Annotated in this window: 20 protein-coding genes; 8 read left to right on the top strand and 12 right to left on the bottom strand. The window is 54.3% G+C overall.

Going from position 1 to position 19,815, the window contains the following annotated elements; genetic code table 11:
* Position 1: 1 nt before the first annotated feature.
* Together nudC and KSF73_14870 are read left to right on the top strand one after the other, a co-directional pair.
* Entirely contained in the window at positions 2-802 is an 801-nt protein-coding gene (nudC, locus tag KSF73_14875; GenBank protein MBV1777000.1) for an NAD(+) diphosphatase, read from the top strand.
* Positions 799-1,404 carry an SRPBCC family protein gene (locus tag KSF73_14870; protein ID MBV1776999.1) on the top strand — a complete coding sequence of 202 codons (606 nt, stop codon included), beginning with the start codon at positions 799-801 and terminating at the stop codon, positions 1,402-1,404. The genes nudC and KSF73_14870 overlap by 4 nt, the downstream gene beginning before the upstream one ends.
* On the opposite strand, the gene KSF73_14865 is transcribed toward KSF73_14870, so the two are convergent.
* The 6 genes from KSF73_14865 to radC form a co-directional block, all read right to left on the bottom strand.
* Entirely contained in the window at positions 1,405-2,130 is a 726-nt protein-coding gene (locus tag KSF73_14865) for an ABC transporter ATP-binding protein (protein MBV1776998.1), read from the bottom strand.
* On the bottom strand, positions 2,127-2,897 hold the full coding sequence (locus tag KSF73_14860; GenBank protein MBV1776997.1) for an ABC transporter ATP-binding protein: 771 nt from the start codon (positions 2,895-2,897) through the stop codon (positions 2,127-2,129). The genes KSF73_14865 and KSF73_14860 overlap by 4 nt, the downstream gene beginning before the upstream one ends.
* Positions 2,890-4,035 (bottom strand): ABC transporter ATP-binding protein, encoded by a 1,146-nt coding sequence (locus KSF73_14855; GenBank protein ID MBV1776996.1) that lies wholly within the window; start codon positions 4,033-4,035, stop codon positions 2,890-2,892. The genes KSF73_14860 and KSF73_14855 overlap by 8 nt, the downstream gene beginning before the upstream one ends.
* 16 nt (positions 4,036-4,051) lie before the next feature.
* Positions 4,052-4,975 (bottom strand): branched-chain amino acid ABC transporter permease, encoded by a 924-nt coding sequence (locus KSF73_14850; GenBank protein ID MBV1776995.1) that lies wholly within the window; start codon positions 4,973-4,975, stop codon positions 4,052-4,054.
* Between the two features lie 108 nt (positions 4,976-5,083).
* Entirely contained in the window at positions 5,084-6,271 is a 1,188-nt protein-coding gene (locus KSF73_14845; GenBank protein MBV1776994.1) for a branched-chain amino acid ABC transporter substrate-binding protein, read from the bottom strand.
* Positions 6,272-6,479: 208 nt separating this feature from the next.
* Positions 6,480-7,166, bottom strand: a complete 687-nt coding sequence (gene radC, locus KSF73_14840; GenBank protein ID MBV1776993.1) for a DNA repair protein RadC — start codon at positions 7,164-7,166, stop codon at positions 6,480-6,482.
* A 104-nt stretch (positions 7,167-7,270) separates the two neighbouring features.
* Here radC and coaBC point away from each other — a divergent pair, with 104 nt between their 5' ends.
* Both coaBC and dut read left to right on the top strand, forming a co-directional pair.
* The gene (gene coaBC, locus KSF73_14835) at positions 7,271-8,467 is read left to right on the top strand and encodes a bifunctional phosphopantothenoylcysteine decarboxylase/phosphopantothenate--cysteine ligase CoaBC (GenBank protein MBV1776992.1); all 1,197 of its coding nucleotides are present in this window, start codon (positions 7,271-7,273) and stop codon (positions 8,465-8,467) included.
* The gene (gene dut / locus KSF73_14830) at positions 8,464-8,913 is read left to right on the top strand and encodes a dUTP diphosphatase (GenBank protein MBV1776991.1); all 450 of its coding nucleotides are present in this window, start codon (positions 8,464-8,466) and stop codon (positions 8,911-8,913) included. The genes coaBC and dut overlap by 4 nt, the downstream gene beginning before the upstream one ends.
* Positions 8,914-8,932: 19 nt before the next feature.
* Here dut and KSF73_14825 read toward each other — a convergent pair whose 3' ends face one another.
* The 6 genes from KSF73_14825 to KSF73_14800 all read right to left on the bottom strand — a co-directional run bounded on the left by KSF73_14825 (position 8,933) and on the right by KSF73_14800 (position 15,483).
* Positions 8,933-10,150, bottom strand: coding sequence for an EAL domain-containing protein (locus KSF73_14825; protein ID MBV1776990.1), 1,218 nt, complete (start codon positions 10,148-10,150; stop codon positions 8,933-8,935).
* A gap of 81 nt (positions 10,151-10,231) precedes the next feature.
* Positions 10,232-12,229 carry a chemotaxis protein CheA gene (locus KSF73_14820; GenBank protein MBV1776989.1) on the bottom strand — a complete coding sequence of 666 codons (1,998 nt, stop codon included), beginning with the start codon at positions 12,227-12,229 and terminating at the stop codon, positions 10,232-10,234.
* 59 nt (positions 12,230-12,288) lie between these two features.
* Positions 12,289-12,894, bottom strand: a complete 606-nt coding sequence (gene cheZ, locus KSF73_14815) for a protein phosphatase CheZ (GenBank protein ID MBV1776988.1) — start codon at positions 12,892-12,894, stop codon at positions 12,289-12,291.
* 202 nt (positions 12,895-13,096) lie between these two features.
* Positions 13,097-13,486, bottom strand: a complete 390-nt coding sequence (cheY, locus tag KSF73_14810; protein MBV1776987.1) for a chemotaxis response regulator CheY — start codon at positions 13,484-13,486, stop codon at positions 13,097-13,099.
* Between the two features lie 66 nt (positions 13,487-13,552).
* Positions 13,553-14,488, bottom strand: coding sequence for a chemotaxis protein (locus KSF73_14805; GenBank protein MBV1776986.1), 936 nt, complete (start codon positions 14,486-14,488; stop codon positions 13,553-13,555).
* Positions 14,489-14,511: 23 nt separating this feature from the next.
* Positions 14,512-15,483, bottom strand: a complete 972-nt coding sequence (locus KSF73_14800) for a chemotaxis protein (GenBank protein MBV1776985.1) — start codon at positions 15,481-15,483, stop codon at positions 14,512-14,514.
* A 205-nt stretch (positions 15,484-15,688) separates the two neighbouring features.
* On the opposite strand from KSF73_14800, the gene KSF73_14795 reads away from it, so the two are divergent.
* The 4 genes from KSF73_14795 (at position 15,689) to KSF73_14780 (ending at position 19,604) form a co-directional block, all read left to right on the top strand.
* The gene (locus KSF73_14795; GenBank protein ID MBV1776984.1) at positions 15,689-16,855 is read left to right on the top strand and encodes a GHKL domain-containing protein; all 1,167 of its coding nucleotides are present in this window, start codon (positions 15,689-15,691) and stop codon (positions 16,853-16,855) included.
* 145 nt (positions 16,856-17,000) lie between these two features.
* The gene (locus KSF73_14790) at positions 17,001-17,306 is read left to right on the top strand and encodes an STAS domain-containing protein (GenBank protein MBV1776983.1); all 306 of its coding nucleotides are present in this window, start codon (positions 17,001-17,003) and stop codon (positions 17,304-17,306) included.
* An 89-nt stretch (positions 17,307-17,395) separates the two neighbouring features.
* The gene (locus tag KSF73_14785) at positions 17,396-18,190 is read left to right on the top strand and encodes a hypothetical protein (protein MBV1776982.1); all 795 of its coding nucleotides are present in this window, start codon (positions 17,396-17,398) and stop codon (positions 18,188-18,190) included.
* A 58-nt stretch (positions 18,191-18,248) separates the two neighbouring features.
* The gene (locus KSF73_14780) at positions 18,249-19,604 is read left to right on the top strand and encodes a sigma-54 dependent transcriptional regulator (GenBank protein ID MBV1776981.1); all 1,356 of its coding nucleotides are present in this window, start codon (positions 18,249-18,251) and stop codon (positions 19,602-19,604) included.
* The last annotated feature ends 211 nt before the right edge of the window (positions 19,605-19,815 follow it).

The following is a 19,815-nucleotide window of genomic DNA, read 5'->3' as shown; positions in this document are numbered from 1 at the left end:
CATGCCTCAATTTGTTGCATCTGTCGTTTCCCCCATCGGCATTCAGTCTGATGCCTATAGGCTGCCTTTTTCCGGGCAGCACTTCCTCAATGCCGATGCATCTATGTCCGTCATGCTTGAAGATGGAAGGCTGGATAAGCAGGCCTCCACTTCGTTGTTTCTAGGTTACCTGGATCAGAGAGAGGTATGGACCATTTCTCTGGATCACGTGCCGGACGGCTATACCGCAGTGTCATTGCGTGCAGCGATGATGCAGATGGATGAAACGGCTTCGGCGTTGGCCGGACGAGCTGCACAATTGCTGGAATGGAGCCGAACTCACCAGTTTTGCGGTGTGTGCGGAACGCCCATGGAGATGCTCGTGGCGGAACGTGCGCGTGCCTGCCCTTCATGCGGGCATCGCGCGTGGCCGAGAATTAATCCGGTCATGATGGCGTTGATTTATCGTGAAGGTGAAATGCTTCTGGCACGTCAGGCGCATTTTGTTCCGGGTATGTATAGCGCGCTGGCAGGTTTTGTCGAGGCGGGAGAGTCACTCGAAGACTGTGTTCATCGCGAGATCATGGAGGAGGTTGGTGTAAAAGTAGGCAATCTCCATTATTTTGGCAGCCAGTCCTGGCCATTCCCGAATAGTCTGATGCTGGCGTTTACCGCCGAGTGGATATCCGGTGAGATTGTCCCACAGGACGGCGAAATTGAAGATGCACAGTGGTTTCCTATCCATTCACTCCCCCTCATTCCTCCCGAATTTAGCATTTCAGGCCGCCTGATTCGTGCGACGTTACGGGAGATGGGCGCATGATTGCGCGTCTAGGGCGGCGGGTGCTTAGCTTGGTGATGGCTGCGGACATCGTACAGGCGGCGCCCCTGCCTGATTACCACTCGATTGCTGTGCATGAAGGAAGCGAGTGGACGCTTAAACTGAGTTTTGTTGTACCTTATTCTGTGTCAGAAGTCTGGCAGGTGATGACCGATTACACGCACATGCCATCCTTCATGCCCGATGTTACGGAAAGCAGAATCGTGTCGGGGAATGAACAGGTATTTCGCCTGTATCAGAAGACGCGATTACGGGCAGGTGTCTTTTCGAATGAAGTCGTATCGACCCGTGATGTCGTGCTCGAACCGATGCGAAGTGTAAAGGCTCACGCGGTGGGTGGCACCGCTAAACATATGGATACAGTCACGACCTTTATGCCAGAAGGCCGACATACCCGCGTTGTGTATGAATCGAGCTGGATTTACGATGGTATCTGGGCATCGTTTGTGACGGATGATCGGGTCAAGCAGCAGGCGCAATCCCAATTCGAGCTGATGTACGACGAAATGATTCGCAGACATGGTGTACTGACTGCCGGGGTTGCGAGCGAGCGCACAGCTGTGGCTCGCTCTGCACACGACTGATTACTCCCCCAGATAAGCCCGCTGCACACCTTCATTATCCAGCAGCGCATCTGCAGCATCGGAGAAAGTGATGCGGCCACTTTCCATCACATAGCCGCGATCAGCTGTTTTCAGCGCCAAACGGGCATTCTGTTCCACCAGCAAAATCGTGACGCCTTCCTCCGAAATCTGTTTGATGATTTCAAAGATCTTCTGCACGATCAGCGGTGCCAGACCCATTGAGGGCTCATCCAGCAGCAGTAACTGCGGACGAGCCAAGATGGCGCGACCCATGGCGACCATTTGTTGCTCGCCTCCTGAAAGGGTGCCTGCAAGCTGGCGGAAGCGTTCCTTTACCCGCGGAAACAGGCCATAGACCTTTTCCAGATCGGCCGCGATACCATCCTTGTCATTGCGATAGTAAGCTCCCATCAACAGGTTTTCTTCTACCGTCAGACGTCCGAAAATACCGCGTCCCTCAGGTACCATGGTCAGGCCATTTGAGATATAGCGGTGTGTATGCATGCGTGCCGTATTTTCGCCACGATACTCAATTGTACCCGCGCTGGGTTTGATCATGCCTGCAAGCGTTTTGAGGGTAGAGGTCTTGCCAGCACCATTGGCGCCAATCAGGGTGACCAGTTCGCCTTTGCGCACCTCCAGATCAATACCTTTCACTGCCTTGATGCCACCATATGCGACTTCGAGACCGCTGACCTTGAGCAGGATGTCTTGCTTGTCGTTCATTCTGCCGCTACTCCCAGATACGCCTCGATCACGCGTGGATTATTCTTCACTTCTTCCGGTATCCCTTCGGCAATTTTTTTGCCGTAGTCGAGCACCGCGATCCGGTTGCACAGTCCCATCATCAGTTTCACATCGTGTTCGATCAGCAAAATGGTGACACCATCGGCACGAATCTTTTCCATTAGCGCACGCAGGTCTTCGGTTTCCTTGCCGTTCATGCCTGCGGCGGGCTCATCCAGCGCAAGTAGCTCCGGATCCGTCGCCAGCGCGCGCGCAATTTCCAGTCGGCGCTGATCGCCATAGGACAGATTACGTGCGAGTTCATCCTGATGCGACTTGATGCCGACATATTCAAGCAGTTCGACTGCACGGGCGCGGATAGCCGATTCTTCGCGTTTAGCGGCCGGCGTGCGCAGGATGGCGCCAAAGGGGCCAGTACTGGTGCGCACATGGCGGCCAACCATCACGTTTTCCAACGCCGTCATGTTGTGAAACAGGCGAATATTCTGAAATGTACGTGCAATACCCGCTTCAACAATGATGTTTGGTTTCTTGCGGAACAGGTCAATGCCCTTGAAGGTGAACTTGCCTTCATCGGGCTGATACAGGCCGGTCAGCACATTGAATAACGTGGTTTTGCCCGCGCCATTGGGGCCGATCAGGCCGTAGATTTCACCACGATTAATGGTCAGACCGACGTCATTGAGCGCGTGCAAACCACCAAACCGTTTGTGAATGCCGGAAATTTCAAGTAGCAGTTCAGACACTGGCTTTCTCCTTCTCCAGGTCGCGAGCCGCCTTGGCATCGCCTTCGTGGAACTCTGCCTTGCGGCGCTTACTTGGCCAGATGCCCTCCGGGCGAACCAGCATCATGACAACCAGTGCGATGCCGAACAGCAACATGCGCAAGTTCTCGGGGTTGATCAGGCGCTGACCAAGGAGCTTATCCTGCAGCGGATCGGCAATGTCGCGCAGCACTTCAGGCGTTGCGAACAGAAGCAGTGCCCCCACAATTACGCCGGGTACATGACCCATCCCACCCAGCACCACCATGGCCAGAATCATGATGGATTCCATCAGGGTAAAGCTCTCAGGGGAGACAAAACCCTGAAAGCCGGCAAACATGGTGCCGGAAATGCCGCCGAAGCTTGCACCCATGGCAAACGCCAGCAATTTCACATTACGCGTATTGATCCCCATCGCATTCGCTGCGATTTCATCTTCGCGAATGGCTACCCAGGCGCGGCCGATGCGCGAATGCTGCAGGCGGATGGATACCATCACCACGACTGAAACCAGCGCCAGGAACAGGTAGTAGTAGAGGTATAACTGCTTGATCTCGAATCCACCGATGGTAATAGCGTCGCTCAGCTGATGTCCGAACAATGAAACCGGCTCGACCATGTTAATGCCCTGTGGGCCATTGGTGATGTTGACCGGACGATCCAGATTGTTCATGAACAGGCGGATGATTTCACCAAAGCCCAAGGTTACGATTGCGAGATAGTCGCCACGCAGCTTAAGGGTAGGTGAGCCAAGTAGCACCCCGAACAATGCCGCTAGCGCTGCACCGATGAGAACTGATACCCACAGTGGCGGATGCAGTAGTCCCATTAGGATGGTGCCCTCGAGGAGCGGCGTGAGGTGAGGTGAGTTGAGCAGGGCGTAAACATAGGCACCCACCGCATAAAAGGCGATGTAGCCGAGATCAAGCAGACCTGCGTAACCCACCACAATGTTCAGGCCTACTGCCAGCATGACGTACAGCAATACCATGTCGATATTGCGTACCCAGGTATTGCCGAATCCGGCACCAATTACCCAGGGCGCAATCGCGACCGCCACGGCAAAGAGCCCATAGCCAATCAGTGCACCCTTGGGCGTTTGTTTCAATTGGGACAACATAAATAGTCTTTCCTCCTCAGGCGCGTTCTGCGACGCGCTCGCCCATCAGACCGGATGGACGGAATACCAGCACCAGAATCAGCACCAGGAAGGCAAAAATATCCTGATACTGGCTACCCAGTACATTGTTTGTGAGTGGGCCGAGATAGCCAGCCCCGAAGCTTTCGACCAATCCAAGCACCAGTCCGCCGATCACTGCACCTGCCAGATTGCCGATGCCGCCCAGCACGGCTGCCGTGAAGGCTTTCAGTCCTACCATAAAGCCCATGGTCGGATAGGCGAGGCCATAGTTGGCACCGACCATGACGCCTGCGACACATCCCAAGCCCGAGCCAATCACAAAGGTAGCGGCCACGATCTGGTTGACATTCACTCCCATGATGCTGGCCACTGACGGGTTTTGCGAGACTGCTCGCATGGCACGGCCCAGACGTGTACGTTCAACCATCAGCAACAGTCCGACCATAATGACGATGGCCAGCACAATGATGCCAACCTGCAACTGGGTAATACTGGCGCCGCCAATTTCGTAGATATCGTGTGGCAACACATCAGGGAAGGTCCGTGGGGTATTGCCCCAGAACAGAACCGCAAGCTGCTGGAGAATGATCGACATCCCGATGGCGGTAATGAGTGGCGCGAGACGCGGCGCTTTGCGCAGGGGACGATAGGCGATCCGTTCTATAGCAAAACCAATCAGCATTGTCAGTGGCATGGCAATCAGCGTCGCCAGCACCAGCGCAACCGGGCCCGGCAAATGTATGGGCGCGATAATATTGAGTGCAGAAATTGTTAGCATGGCGCCCATCATGACAATTTCGCCGTGAGCAAAATTGATGAGCTGCAAAATGCCATACACCATGGTGTAGCCTAGTGCGATCAGAGCATAAATTGCCCCGACTACCAGGCCGTTAATGAGTTGCTGCAGGAAAATGTCCACAACGCCACCCTTTCGATGGACGTAATACACCCGGTCTTTGTGGGACCGGGCTTAACGAATGAATGCGAGAGTCATTGCGGATCCGGGAACGAAGGACCCGCCTGAATATTACTGGCTGTCAGCAGCGTTAACGGTTGCAACGGTTTCCCATTTGCCGCCCTTAACTTGATAGATCGTGACTGCACCGGCTTTCAGATCACCTTTGTTGTCAAAGGTGATATGTCCAGTGATGCCGTTGTAATCAGTTTTGCTGATTTCTTTCAGATACTTGGAGGGTTCTGTGGAGCCCGCACGTTTCATTGCTTCAACCAGTACCATCATGGCGTCATAAGCAAACGGGCCGTAGATCTGGATGTCTGCATTGAAGCGAGCCTGATAGCGTTTGTTGAATGCTTCGAAACCTGGCATTTTATCCTTGGGCAGACCCGGTTGAGATGCATATTGGCCTTCAGCCGCATCGCCAGCATTTTTCAGGAAAGCTGCATCCTGAAAACCATCGCCGCCAATTAGCCTGGCTGCAATACCCAGCTTTTTCATCTGCTGTGCCATCGGCGCAGCTTGCGGATCCATGCCGCCATAGAAGATCAGATCCGGCTTTTTGGCTTTCACATTGGTCAGAATGGCCATGAAGTCAGTGGCCTGATTGGTAGTGAATTCGCGCTGAACGATGTCAACACCATTTGCCTTGGCGGCTTTTTCAAATTCGTCAGCCAGACCTTGTCCGTAGGCGGTGCGGTCATCAATGATTGCCACTTTTTTGGCATGCAATGTCTGGGCTGCATAGGTGCCCAAGGCTTTACCCTGAGCTAAATCATTGGCAATAACGCGGAAGGTGGTGGCAAATCGTTGGTTGGTGTAAGGAACGGCGGTCGCAGATGGGGAAATCTGCGGAATACCTGCTTCAGCATAAATCTTGGATGCTGGAATGGTTGTGCCGGAATTCATGTGGCCAATCACGGCGGCAACCTTAGCGTCGACTAAACGCTGCGCAACAACGGTGGCTGTTTGAGGCGTAGCCTGATCGTCTTCACTTTTGAGTTCGAACGTATACTTTTGGCCACCAATGAGAACGCCGTCCTTGTTCAGATCTTCAATCGCCAAGCGAACCCCATTCTCGTTATCTTTTCCGAGATGGGCCTGGTTGCCGGTGAGCGGGCCGCCATGACCGATCAGGACAACATGATCGCCCGAGGTGGCTGAATGAGCCGCATCTCCTGTCGGGGCTGCATCTTTCTTTCCGCATGCGCCAAGTGCCACAACTGCTGCCGCGATCACGCTATATTTTGCCAACTTCATGTCTTTCCCCTGATGCGCTGCATCTTTTGTTCTGAATCGGGCCGCATGTTGTACAAAAGCCTTAAAATACGAGGCCTGCGGCGCGGCAATATTGCGCTGCCGTTTTGACCCATGTCAACGAACGGACGGGACGGACAGTCAGGGTTGCGAACCTTTTGCAACACCTGATTGAGCATCGTCGCATTTTGTGCTTGCTAAGATGACAGATTCACGACAAACACTCTGACCAGCCACGTTCGGCGAAGGAAACCGACTGATATCGTGATACAACGACATGGTCGAGCAGACGAATGTCCAGCAATCCCAGTGATTGTCTAAGTTGTTCGGTCATGTGCCTGTCTGCGCGACTGGGTTCAGCGACGCCTGACGGATGATTGTGGGCTACGATGACCGCGGCCGCATTGAGGCTTAAGGCGCGCCGGGCGACTTCACGGGGGTGAACGGATGCTTGAGTCAGTGTGCCGCGAAACAGAATTTCCGCAGACAGCACCGCATGTTGGCTATCGAGAAATAGTACGCCAAATGCTTCGCGGGTTTCACTCCCGATCCAAAGGCGCAGATAGTCGCGCACAATGGCGGGGTTGCTCATTACGTCGCGCTGCTGCAGCGGCTCGCCAAGGGCACGACGAGCCATTTCGAGTACTGCTTGGAGTTGGGCATATTTTGCATCTCCCATGCCGGGGACGGCACTGATCGCTGTGTGGCTGGCAGTAAAAAGTCCGCCCAGCGAGCGAAATTCACGCAAGAGATCGTGGGCTAGATCGACAGCACTTTTGCCTCTTATGCCCACTCGGAGGAAAATGGCGAGTAATTCGGCATCACTCAGCATGCCTGCGCCAAGATTCATTAGGCGCTCACGCGGACGCTGGTCATGATTCCAGTCTCGAATGCTCATGGCAGGGCAGACCTGAAGAGTGATTGATATAAAATATATTTGCAGATCAACAAGTCTTGAGCAAGCAACCAAGTGCTTGCCAAGTAGATGGGAGATCCACACGGATGAGCCGTGCAAAAAGACTGCTTTTAGGTGTGACAGGCGGCGTGGCTGCTTACAAATCAGCTGAGCTCACCAGACAATTGATCAAGGCGGGATATGATGTTCAGGTGGTCATGACTGAGGCTGCCACTCGATTTGTCGGCGTCCCGACTTTTCAGGCCTTATCTGGCCGTCCGGTATTTACCGATCAATGGGATAGTCGCATTGACAATCATATGGCGCACATTGATCTGCCGCGTGGCGCGGATTTGATCCTGATTGCGCCCGCCAGTGCCGATATGCTGTTCAAGCTTGCCCATGGTGCCGCGGACGACTTGCTGTCCTTACTCTGTACTGCGCGCAATTGCCCCCTGATGGTGGCGCCTGCCATGAATCGCCAAATGTGGGAAAACCCGCCCAATCTGCGAAATGTCGCGCAACTGAAGTCGGACGGCGTGCTTATTCTCGGGCCGGATCAAGGGGAGCAGGCATGTGGTGAAACGGGTATGGGTAGAATGCTGGAACCGGATGCCATTCTGGATTACGTCAACGCATTCTTCCAGCCTAAGTACCTGAACGGCCTGAAAGTGATGATTACGGCTGGGCCAACCTTTGAACGGATTGATGCCGTGCGCGGCATTACCAATTCCAGCAGCGGAAAAATGGGTTTTGCGCTTGCGCGATGCGCAGCCGATGCCGGGGCGGATGTCACATTGATTGCGGGCCCCACCATGCTGGAAACGCCGACAGGTGTACAGCGTGTGGATGTGGGTAGTGCGCAGGAGATGTTTGATCGTGTGCTTGCCGAGGTATCGCGTACCGATATGTTTATTGGCGTGGCTGCGGTGGCGGACTATCACGTGGTGAATCAATCCGAGCAGAAAATCAAAAAGAGCAGTGAAAATCTGCGTCTGGAACTGGCACCGAATCCGGATATTCTGGCAACGGTTGCGGGACTGGCGGAACCACCTTTCTGCGTGGGTTTTGCGGCAGAAAGTGAAAACCTGCTGGAATATGCCGAGCAAAAACGTCGTCGCAAGAAGCTGCCGATGCTGGTGGCGAATCTGGCACAATCCGCGATTGGCGCAGACGATAACGAAGTCATTCTGCTGGATGATGCAGGACAGCATCGTGTCGGACGAGCGCCCAAAGATGACATTGCGCGTACCATCATCAAGCATGCCGCGCGTCTTTACCAACGATACCACCCTGAATCATGACCTCTATTGACGTAAAAATTTTGGACGCCCGCCTGCATGAGCAGTTGCCGGCCTATGCAACCAGCGGATCCGCCGGCCTGGACATGCGCGCCTGTCTAGATGCCCCTCTAACTTTGCAGCCCGGAGAAACCACTTTGGTGCCGACCGGCATGGCCATCCACATCGGTGATGCGTCGCTTGCTGCGATGCTGCTGCCGCGTTCGGGCTTAGGGCACAAGCACGGTATTGTGCTGGGTAACCTGGTTGGACTGATCGATTCTGATTATCAAGGGCAGATTTTTGTGTCGGTGTGGAATCGAGGCAAGGATGCGTTTGTGATTCAGCCTATGGAACGCATCGCGCAAATGGTGATGGTGCCGGTGGTGCAGGTTGGATTCAATATTGTGGATTCGTTCGAAGCCAGTGAACGTGCCGAGGGTGGATTTGGTAGCACCGGCAAGGGGTGATTACAGGATTGGGCGTGATTTACACGCCCAATTCTTCCACCCACTGCAAGGAAGACACATGTGCCTTGTTTAGCATGTGCGGTGTAATTTGCAGCAGGCTACAGAGGTCGGTGACATCTGCCATTTCGGGGTCCTCACAGGCTTCTGCAAGCTTGAGGAAGGGGCCATACAAGCCACTGCGTTCCAATAGCGCATCCTGCACTGCTGCCGGGAGCAGCAGCGTATCCAGAATGTCCGGCATGGGCATATCGAGCATGACATCCAGTAATGAAAATACGCCCACAATAAACAGGTTATCGAGATCTGGCCCATCCAGCATATGCTGACCCAGTAACTCCACCAGGCGACCGCGTGTAATGGCTGTTTTCATCAATGCAGGCGAACTGCTCGAGTCCGGACTGGCGGTGACCAGCAACAAAGTGAGCCAGCGATACAGTTTCTGGTAACCGAGTATCGTTACGGCATGACGGAAAGAGTTAATTTCGCACGATAAGCCGAAGCCTGCTGAATTGATGTAGCGCAGCAGCTTGAATGACAGTGCAACATCGCGTTTAAGCGCATTCTCGATATCTATCATTTCCGCATTATTGCGGAGCATATTCAGCAGATTAAGAATGTTGGTGTAGGCGGGATTAATGACCTTTGCCGATAGGGTTTCCGGTTTGGCAAAGTAATAACCCTGAAACGCATCCAGTCCGATATCCATGCAATGGCGGAATTCGGTTCGCGTTTCCACTCGCTCCGCAATTTGCAGCATGGAAAATTTGCGTAGCTCGCGCGACATTCCCTGCACATTGTCCAGACCCAAGCTTTGAATATCGAGCTTCGCGTAACTGGCGATTTCCAGAAATGGAGCAACTTGCGATGAATAGGCAAAATCATCCAAGGCGATACCGAAGCCTTTTGCGCGTAGTTCCCTGGCGCGTTGTACCAGCTCCGGTGTGGCATTGACGGACTCGACAATTTCGATCACGACCCGCTGTGGTTGAAGCAGTTCGATGAACTTGCTTTCAAGCATCGAGGCGGCAACATTGATGAAGGCGAGTTTGTTTCCCACCAGCCATTCTGCGCCCATGTCTGACAGGGTGTTGACCAATACGGTGGTGCCTGCCTGCATATCGCTGGAAAACTCGGCGGAATCTGCATGCTGGTCTAGACGAAACAGCAACTCATATCCAATGATTTGCTGTTGTCTGTTGACGATTGGTTGGCGTCCGATAAATGCGCTTTTGTTCATCTTGGCTCACGGATGCGGTTGCGCCATTCGGCATGCTGGGCGAAAGCGGGCTGCATGCGGAAGCCGTGCAGCCCCTTTGGCTTAGCTTGTTTCTTTGCTCAATGCCTGAACGAACAGATCACTCTTGATTGCAGACTGCTCGGAGGTGCTGGATGCCAGCAAATCTTCCATATCCAGTACCAGTACAACCGAACCATCGCCGGACAGTGTTGCACCGGCAATGCCGCGCGGCCGGATATTCTGCAGAGGCTTAATCACCACATCATCACGACCGACAAAGCTATCAATGGCAAGGATGAAAGAGTGTTCGGTCGACTGCATCAGTACGCCGAATTGTGGCGACTGAGTTTCTTCCCAGCCAATTAGACGCGCCAGCGATCGAACCGAGAGTACCTCGTCGCGAACGACGATGGTGGCGCGGCCGGATACTTCCTGCACCTGATCGGAGCGGATCGGGATAATCTCGCGCACCATGGCCAGCGGCACACCAAATGGCTGATTGCAGACCTTGACCACAAGAACCGGCAGAATCGCCAGTGTCAGCGGCAGCGAGATGGTGAAGCGTGTACCTTCGCCGACGGTGGACGAGATATCGATACGGCCGTTGAGCTTCTGGATGTTGGTCTTGACCACGTCCATGCCCACGCCACGACCGGAGATACTCGAAATCTGATCCTTGGTGGAAAAACCGGGCAGGAACACCAGCTGCAGCGCCTGCTTGTCATCCAGACTATTGGCTGCTTCGAGGTCGATAATGCCCTTTTCGACGGCTTTGCGACGCAGCACATCCGGGCGCATACCTTTGCCGTCATCGGCGATATCGATCAGGATATGGTCGCCGACCTGTGTCGCTGACAGCGTCACGATGCTCTTGGGCGGTTTGCCAAGCTGGTTACGTTCCTCGATGGTTTCGACACCGTGATCAACGGCATTGCGAACCAAGTGAACCAGCGGATCATTCAAGTCCTCCAGCATGGTCTTGTCGAGTTCGGTTTCCTCACCGGAAATGACCAGTTCGACGTCTTTCCCGAGTTGGCGAGCAAGATCTCGTGCCAGGCGAGGATATTTCTGGAACAAGCGGCCGATAGGCTGCATACGGGTTTTCATCACCGCATTTTGCAGGTCGCTGACCAGCAGATCGAGCTGGCCAATTGCTTCATCCAGCGCTTTCAGTGTCCCTGTGTCGGTTCGACCCTGCAGGATATCGGTACGCAGTGTGGTGAGCCGGTTTTTGGTCAGGCCGATTTCGCCGGACAAATTCAATACCTGATCCAGGCGGACGGTATCAATCCGAATGGTGGTTTCCTGCGTAGACAATTGCTGTGCCGCTGCAGGCTTGACACCCGTTGGTGCGCTTGCCAAACCACCAGGCGCTGGAGCGGGCATGGGGGGCTTGGGTGCAGGTGCAGGAACCGGCGCTGCCGCGAGTGGAGCGGGCGCGGCGGCAGGTGCGGGTGCAGGCGCTGCAACAGGAGTCGGTGCTGGGGCAGGGACAGGAGCGGTCATGGCAGGTGCTGGAGCTGATGTGGCAGATGGGCCAAGCAAGCCCTCGTAGAGCTGTACCCAGTCCGGTTCATCCGGTCGCTGTGCAGCACTCATGACGGAAGCTGGCGCGGGGGCTGATGCAGGGGCAGCAGCGGGCGCTGGTGCAGGTGCTGGAGGTGGGGGAGCAGATGCGCTTACTTCTTTGCCTTCCAGCGCGGCATCTAGCTGGGCGATCAGGGTAGGATCTGCCGCAGCTGGCATGCGTGCTTGCCCGAGATAACCGAACATGTCCCGCACTACACCTGTTGCGGCGAGAATCACATCCATCAGTTCGGACGTCAGTGAAATCTCTGAGTTTCGCAGCTTGTCGAACAGGTTTTCCGTGCGATGGCACAGGTTGACCAGAGAATCGACATTCAGGAAGCCTGCTCCACCCTTGATGGTGTGAAAGCCACGGAAGATTTCGTTGAGCAACTGCTTGTCGCCCGGACGCTTTTCCAGTTCGACCAGTTTGTTGTCCACGTCGGAGAGCAATTCAGAGGCTTCCATCAGGAAGTCCTGAAGCAGCTCTTCCATACCGCTGAAATCGCTCATGTCCCTATCCTTACAAAGTGAGTCAGGGGCAGCACATTATGCGTGCCCCTTTCCGGGGATCAGAATCCCAGGCTGGCCAGCAAGTCGTCGACCTGTTCCTGATTCGTGACGACGTCGGTGCGGCCTTCTGTCTTGTAAACCGGTCCATTGAGTAGATCGGGTGAAGTATCTGCCACCGTTGGGGTTTTGCCCGCTGCAGGCGAGAATTGCACCAAGAACTCAAGCAGGCCGCCTTCCATTTCCTTGGCCATTTCCACCACCTTCTTGATCACCTGACCTGTCAGATCCTGGAAGTCCTGAGCCATCATGATTTCCAGCAATTGCTGATTAGTCGAGCGAGCCTGGTCGGTGGTGCGCTTCAGATGCTCTCGTGTTTTGATCGCCAGATCGCGGAATTCATCCACAGTCATTTGTTTGTTAAACAGGCGATCCCATTCTCTACTCAGCACTTCGGATTCAGCCTCGACCTTATCCTGAATGGGCTGAGCAACATCGATGGCATTTAATGTCCGATTTGCTGCCTGCTCGGTCAGTGTGGCGATATAAGATAGCCGGTCTCGCGCATCCGGGATGGCTGCCGCAGCTTTCTCTAGGGACTTGTCATACCCAAGCTCTCGCAGGGCATCGTGCATTTTTCGCGTAAGCTGGCCGATGCTTGAGAACATGGATCGTGCGGGCTCGTCCAAGTTCGCGAAATTGGCTGCCACCGCTGCAGCATCCGCAACTGCACCTGCACTCACTTCTACGGGTGAGGGCGCTGCTTCTGGAGGCGCTGCGGGTGTCGAGGCGCTGACGATGCTGTCAAACAGAGCCTGAAGTTCGTCAGAGTCGCCGGTGTTGTTGGTCTGGTTGCTCACACGCGCCTCCTTACTTGTTCATGTTCGCAAAGATCTTGCCGAGCTTCTCATCCAGCGTGGCGGCGGTAAACGGCTTGACGATGTAGCCACTGGCACCAGCCTGGGCTGCTTCGACAATGTTTTCCTTCTTCGCCTCCGCGGTGATCATCAGAACCGGGAGATGCTTGAGTGACGGATCAGCACGAATGGCTTTCAATAGCTCGATCCCTGTCATGTTCGGCATGTTCCAGTCCGTGACTACGAACTCGTAAGTACTGGATTTGAGCTTGTGGAGTGCCACTTGCCCATCTTCCGCCTCTTCGACGTTACCGAACCCGAGCTCCTTGAGCAGGTTCCGCACAATACGGCGCATCGTCGAAAAGTCGTCGACCACCAGAAAGCGCATATTTTTGTCTGTCATAACTCACTCCGTCACGGGTGCGCGAATATCAAGCTGCCAGAGCCTGGGCGGTATCTTGCCCGGGTATTACATTTGCAGGTACGGCATAATGGTTTCGGCCAAAATGACCGGGTCGAACTTGGCGACATAGGAATCCACGCCTACGCTGCTGCCCATTGCCCGATTGGCATTGGATGACAGCGAAGAGTGCATCACTACGGGGATGCCCTTGAATCTCTGGTCCGACTTGATGTGCTTGGTGAGCACATAGCCATCCATTTCCGGCATTTCGGCATCGGTCAGAATCAGTTTCAGGTGATCCTGCAGACGTTCTCCGTCGTGCTGGTAGCGATTGGCCAGATTCTGCAATTTGTCCCAGGCTTCCTTGCCATTGTTGGCCTGATGGTATTTCACGGAAATCTTGTCGAGCACACCAATGATTTCCTTGCGGGCGACCATCGAGTCGTCCACGAAGAACATGAATTTTTCCGTGTCCAGATTGGCCTTCGGAATATCCGGAACAACGGTTTCACCGATGACACTGGACAGAATCTGTTCCACGTCCAGAATCGACACCAGTCTCCCGCCTTCCAGTTCGGTGATGGCGGTAATCAGTGCCTGCGAACCTGCCAGCATCTGCTCTGGTTGCCGAACCTTGTTCCAGTCAACACGGATGATGCGATCAACCGAATGCACCAGAAAGCCCTGAGTGTGCTTGGAGAATTCCGTCACAATCATGGTCTGTTCGGAGTCCTTGTCATATTCGGCAGGACGAACAAAGCGTGTGAGTGAAATCACCGGAATGATATTGCCGCGAAGGGAAATCACGCCCTCAACGCCGACCGGCATATTCGGGGTACGGGTGATCCTGGGTGTTTGTGAGACTTCGCGCACCTTGAACACGTTGATGCCGAAAGTTTCCCTTGAACCCAGGGAAAACAGCAGGATTTCCATCTTGTTCGAGCCGGCGAGCTTGGTTCTCGCGTCAACCGCTTCGAGCAATGTGCTGTTATCAAGCGCCATGAAGAATGTCTCCGGTCGATAGACTAGCGATGCGAAGGCGCATCATAGTTTCCACGCAGCATCGTCGCGACTGCATCGGTGAGCTTTTGTGGCTCGAATTTCGCCACATACGCGTCCACCCCCACTGACTGTCCGAGCTTCTGGTTAGACATGCCCGACAGCGACGAATGCATGAGGACAGGAATGCCAGCAAAGCGCGGATCACTTTTCACTTGCTTGGTCAGCATGTAGCCGTCCATTTCCGGCATTTCTACGTCAGTTAGTATCATATGGACGAGATCCTTAACGGCCTTGCCCTGCGTTTCAGCATAGACGGCAATCTTTTGCAGTGCTTCCCATGCTTTCTTACCGTTGATGGCAAATTCGTAATTGATTTTCAGCGCATCAAGGGTGCGTTCAATCTGTTTGCGTGCAACTGCCGAGTCATCCGCAAAGAAGACCGTTTTTCCGATCAGATCTGCCTGTGGCTGGATCGCGCGGAATTCGTGGGAGTCATCCGCTTCGTTGGTTTCAGCCAGTACTTTTTCAACGTCCAGCATCATCACCAGCTTGTTGTTTTCAAGTTCGGTGACCGCAGTGACTAGTCCGCGCAAGGTATTGGCGAGCATCTCGGGCGGAACACGCATTTGTGACCAGTCCAGACGCAGAATGGTATCAACGGCCTCGACCAGGAAGCCCTGAGTGTGTCCGTTGTATTCGGACACAATCATGATTTCCGGCTTGGTTGTAGTCTGAACACCCACGTATTTAGCCAGATCAATCACTGGAATCAGGATGCCGCGCAGGCTGACCATGCCCTCTACAGCGGGAGGCATGTCGGGCGCCTGGGTAATTTCCGGGGTACGCATGACTTCGCGCACTTTAAAGACGTTGATACCGAAGTTCTCGCGACGACCACTGCGCTCGTCGAGCCCCAGCGTGAACAGGAGGATTTCAAGCTTGTTTGTCCCTGCAAGCTTGGTGCGTGCGTCGATATTCTTCAATAGGTCTGACACTTTACCGCTCCTGTATCCGATGTCGTCGAGCGCTTGTCGATGCGCTGTCCTTAGTCGTTATAGCCACAGAATTGCGCATAAACCAGTTTGTCGATTGCAATCTTTGTGCACGTGTGGGGAAGATGCTCTGTGTAACGTGCAATCAAAGTTGGCAAAGCCTGAGATTTTTATAATGCAAGGTAAGGCAAACCCCCAAGAGGAAATCATGACTCTGGACGACGAGCGCAAAAATGCGGACCGCGCGGAGCTGGAACAGGCCTTTTCTCTGTTCACTGAAGCATCGCGGCAACTGGTGGAGTCCTATCAGGAGCTTGAGCAGCGAGTGACTTCGCTCACCACTGAACTTGCTGTGGCCAATGGTGCTTTACGCAAGCAATTCGAGGAGAAGGCGGCCTTGTCTGCACGCTTGGAAGCATTACTGGATGGCTTGCCCGCAGGTGTGGTCGAAATCGATCCGAGCGGGTGTCTCAGTATGGCGAATGCGGCAGCGCTGGAGTTATTTGGCGACGGTTTGACCGGTAAGGACTGGCATGCAGGCGTCGAAAGTACCTTGAAGGCAACTGCGGTATCTGGCGAGTTCGAGTTTACTGACCCAACCGGCAATGAGCGGCGGATCGGCGTGGTTAACCGGACGCTGGGAGGCGGGGAACGCATTGTGCTGGTGACCGATTTGAGCGAACGCTGGCGTTTACAGCGTCAGCTCGAACACCACAAACGGCTCGCATCCATGGGGGAGATGGCTGCAGGGTTAGCCCACCAACTCCGAACACCGTTATCGACCGCTCTGCTCTATGTCGCAAATCTGTCGCGACAGCAATTGCAGGAGCCAGACCGGATCCGCTTTAGCAACAAAGCGCTTGGGCAGTTGCGGTATCTGGAAAGCCTGATTCAGGACATGCTGAGTTTCGTACGTGGCCAGCAGGCTCATACCGAGCGAATCAATTTGAAAGATTTGGTCAGCGAAGCTGTGCAGACGGTGGAGCCGCAGGAACGGGCGATGCATCGTGATTGGCACATCGCCATGCCGGATGCCCCCATCTGGGTCAATGTATCGGGAAAGGATATGTTGGGCGGCGTCATTAATCTGCTCGAGAACGCGGTTGAAGCAACGACGGACGGTGGCCGGATTGCAGTTCGTCTGAATGTTTATCGGGACAATGCATTCCTGGAGGTTGAGGACAACGGCTGCGGTATTGCTCAAGAGCTTCAGGAGCGCTTGTTTGAGCCCTTTTTCACGACTCGAAAAGAAGGGACCGGGTTGGGATTAGCAATTGTACGGAATTTGGTTACGGCCTATGCTGGAGAAATCGGGGTTCAGTCTGCACTGGGAAAAGGTGCGCGATTTACCATCCGATTGCCTATTGTGAAATAACATCTCCACGAAGCGGGTTGTCTCGTGGCACAATAAAGTTTTTGGGTTTTTCATGCGAGATTGAAAAAAGCTATCAATCTGGCATGGCTAGCCGCCAGCGGATCGTGAAGTCCAGTGGATATTCGTAGAAGGGAAACAGGTCAACATGACAGCAACCGTGCAAATTGAGGGCGCAACAGGGCGCCTTGTTCTGACCGGACAGTTTGATTTCAGTGCACACCGTGATTTTCGTCATGCTTGCGATCAGCTCCTGGCTCAGGATGATGTCAAGGAAATCGTGGTTGATTTTGAGAGCGTGGACTATCTGGACAGTTCGGCCTTGGGGATGTTGCTGTTACTTAAAGAAAAAGCATCGTCCGGCGGTCGTAAGCTGGCATTGGCCAATTGCAAGGATGCGGTTCGGCAAGTGCTGGAAATTGCTTGCTTCGGCAAGATTTTTACCATCCTGTAATTGACGGCTTCCTGTCTGATTCAGTCCATGCCGGAGCTGCTGGTGTGGCACTGGATCAGTGAGGAATCGGCTCATGATCCACGTGCGCAATGTCAGCCAGCCTGCATGGCGTTCATTCGATGGGCCATGGTGAGGGCGATCGCCTGATGGCCAGGGATACTGATACCGATGTCTTGCGGTCGGGGTCCAGATTAGGGCATCTGGATACCGGGGTTCGTCCCGAGCGTCCCGCAGGGCACATGCAGGTTCTTCCTTCACACAATGCGGACGTCATTCTTCCGCTGCAAATCCGCAAACCGGTTATCCGCGAAACGATTATTGCCGTTGGCGCCTCAACAGGTGGAACGGATGCCATCAAGGCATTCCTTCAGCCGATGCCTTCCATTATTCCCCCCATCATCATCACCCAGCATATGCCGGCGCAATTTACGCGCTCGTTTGCCTCAAGATTGGATACGCAGTGTCGTATTCATGTCAAAGAAGCTGAGGATGAAGAACCCATCCTGCCGGGAACAGCCTACATCGCACCCGGGAGTGCGCATCTGATGCTGGTGATGCGCAACAACAAATATCACTGCAGTCTCTCGGAAGGCTTGCCAGTCAATCGTCACAGGCCTTCTGTCGATGTCATGTTCCGTTCGGTGGCCAATCTTGCCGGAGCCAATGCAGTGGGGGTGATGCTCACCGGAATGGGTCGTGATGGGGCTCAGGGGATGCTCGAAATGCGTCAAGCAGGCGCATATAACTTTGCACAAGATGAGCAAAGTTGCGTGGTATTTGGTATGCCTAAAGAGGCGATCGCAATTGGTGCGACTCATGAAGTCATCTCGCTAAAGGAGATGACGCACAGGGTTCTGATGGTGGTTGCCAAGCGCGGGCGCTAAAATTGCTTAAGCAATGCTCCGCGCGTTCGGCATACACGATACGAGGGAGCAGTGTTTCATGGCAGCACTACCGATTCTCATTGTTGAAGATGACAACGACCTGCGCGAGGCGCTGGCCGATACGCTGAAAATTGCAGGCTACCGCGTGATTGAGGCTGATGATGGCAGCCGTGGTCTCGAACAGATATCCAGCCACAAGGTCGGTCTGGTTTTGTCTGATGTGCAGATGCAGCCAATGGATGGCGAAGCACTGCTGTCCCAGATCAAGATAGATTATCCGCATATCCCCGTGATTCTGATGACGGCCTACGGCATGATCGAAAAGGCTGTGGCGGCCATGCATGCGGGCGCGGCTCACTATCTCCCAAAACCCTTCGAGCCTGAGGATCTGCTGGTTCAGGTGGCTCGCTATATGTTGCCTTCGGTGAACGATGATGCCTTGATCGCCGAAGCGCCGGGTATGCTGGATCTGCTGGATGTGGCACAGCGCGTGGCGATGTCGGATGCGTCGGTGATGATCACAGGCGAAAGCGGCACGGGCAAGGAAGTGCTGGCGCGCTATATTCATCGTCATTCGCCGCGCGCCAACGGCCCCTTCGTTGCAATCAATTGTGCGGCCATTCCAGAGAACCTCCTCGAGTCCACCCTGTTTGGCCATGAGCGCGGCGCGTTTACCGGTGCGGCAAATCAGCACATTGGCAAATTTGAACAGGCCAATGGCGGTACGCTGCTACTGGATGAAGTGTCGGAGATGCCACTTGAGCTTCAGGCCAAGTTACTGCGTGTTCTGCAGGAGCGCGAAGTAGAGCGGGTTGGGGGGCGCCACCCCATCCCTGTGAATATTCGTGTGCTGTCTACCTCCAATCGCGACATGGAGCTGGAAGTGGCAGAGCATCGTTTCCGTGAGGATTTGTATTACCGGCTGAATGTGTTTCCGCTGAAATTGCCGGCATTGCGCGAGCGTCCTGACGATATCTTGCCGCTTGCACGTACTATTCTGGCGCGGCATTCGGGGCTGACGCATCGACGGATGCCCACCATCAGTGATCAGGCTGCTGTAGTGCTCAAGTCGCACACCTGGGACGGCAATATTCGCGAGCTTGAGAATGTCATGCAGCGCGCACTGATTCTGGCGCCCGGTGACGATATCGAGTGCGCGCATCTGTTCTTGCCCGGCAGCTCTCGCTTGCGGCAAATGTTACCGGCAAGGATTGCCGCCGAACCGGAAAAGCTTGCCGTTTTCCCGGCAGAACCTGTCACGGATATCAAGGTACTGGAGCGGCAGCATATTCTCGATACCCTGAATGCTGCGCAAGGTGTACGAAAGCTTGCCGCCGAGCGATTAGGGATGAGCGAGCGTACGCTTCGATACAAGCTGCAACAGTATCGCGAAGAGGGTTTTCTGGTTGAATAGGGTCGTAGCGCAATACAAAAGCAGGGGGGAGATGACAAAAATACGACAGCAACCGTTTGTCGTCTACCCCGTGAAAACTGGCTTGGGCGTTCAAGTTTTCACAATTTTTGCCGTTTAAGAGGGTGAAGACCGATTGGGCGTGAAATCTGGCCTGGCAATTGCTTGGCAATGATGAAACTGCTTCCTATATTCAAAATGTAGATGCCGGAAA

The organism is Burkholderiaceae bacterium DAT-1 (assembly GCA_019084025.1).
GTDB lineage: Bacteria > Pseudomonadota > Gammaproteobacteria > Burkholderiales > Chitinimonadaceae > DAT-1.
The sequence above is the reverse complement of the archived record's forward strand: the minus strand, read 5'-3'. Positions and strand labels throughout refer to the sequence as shown.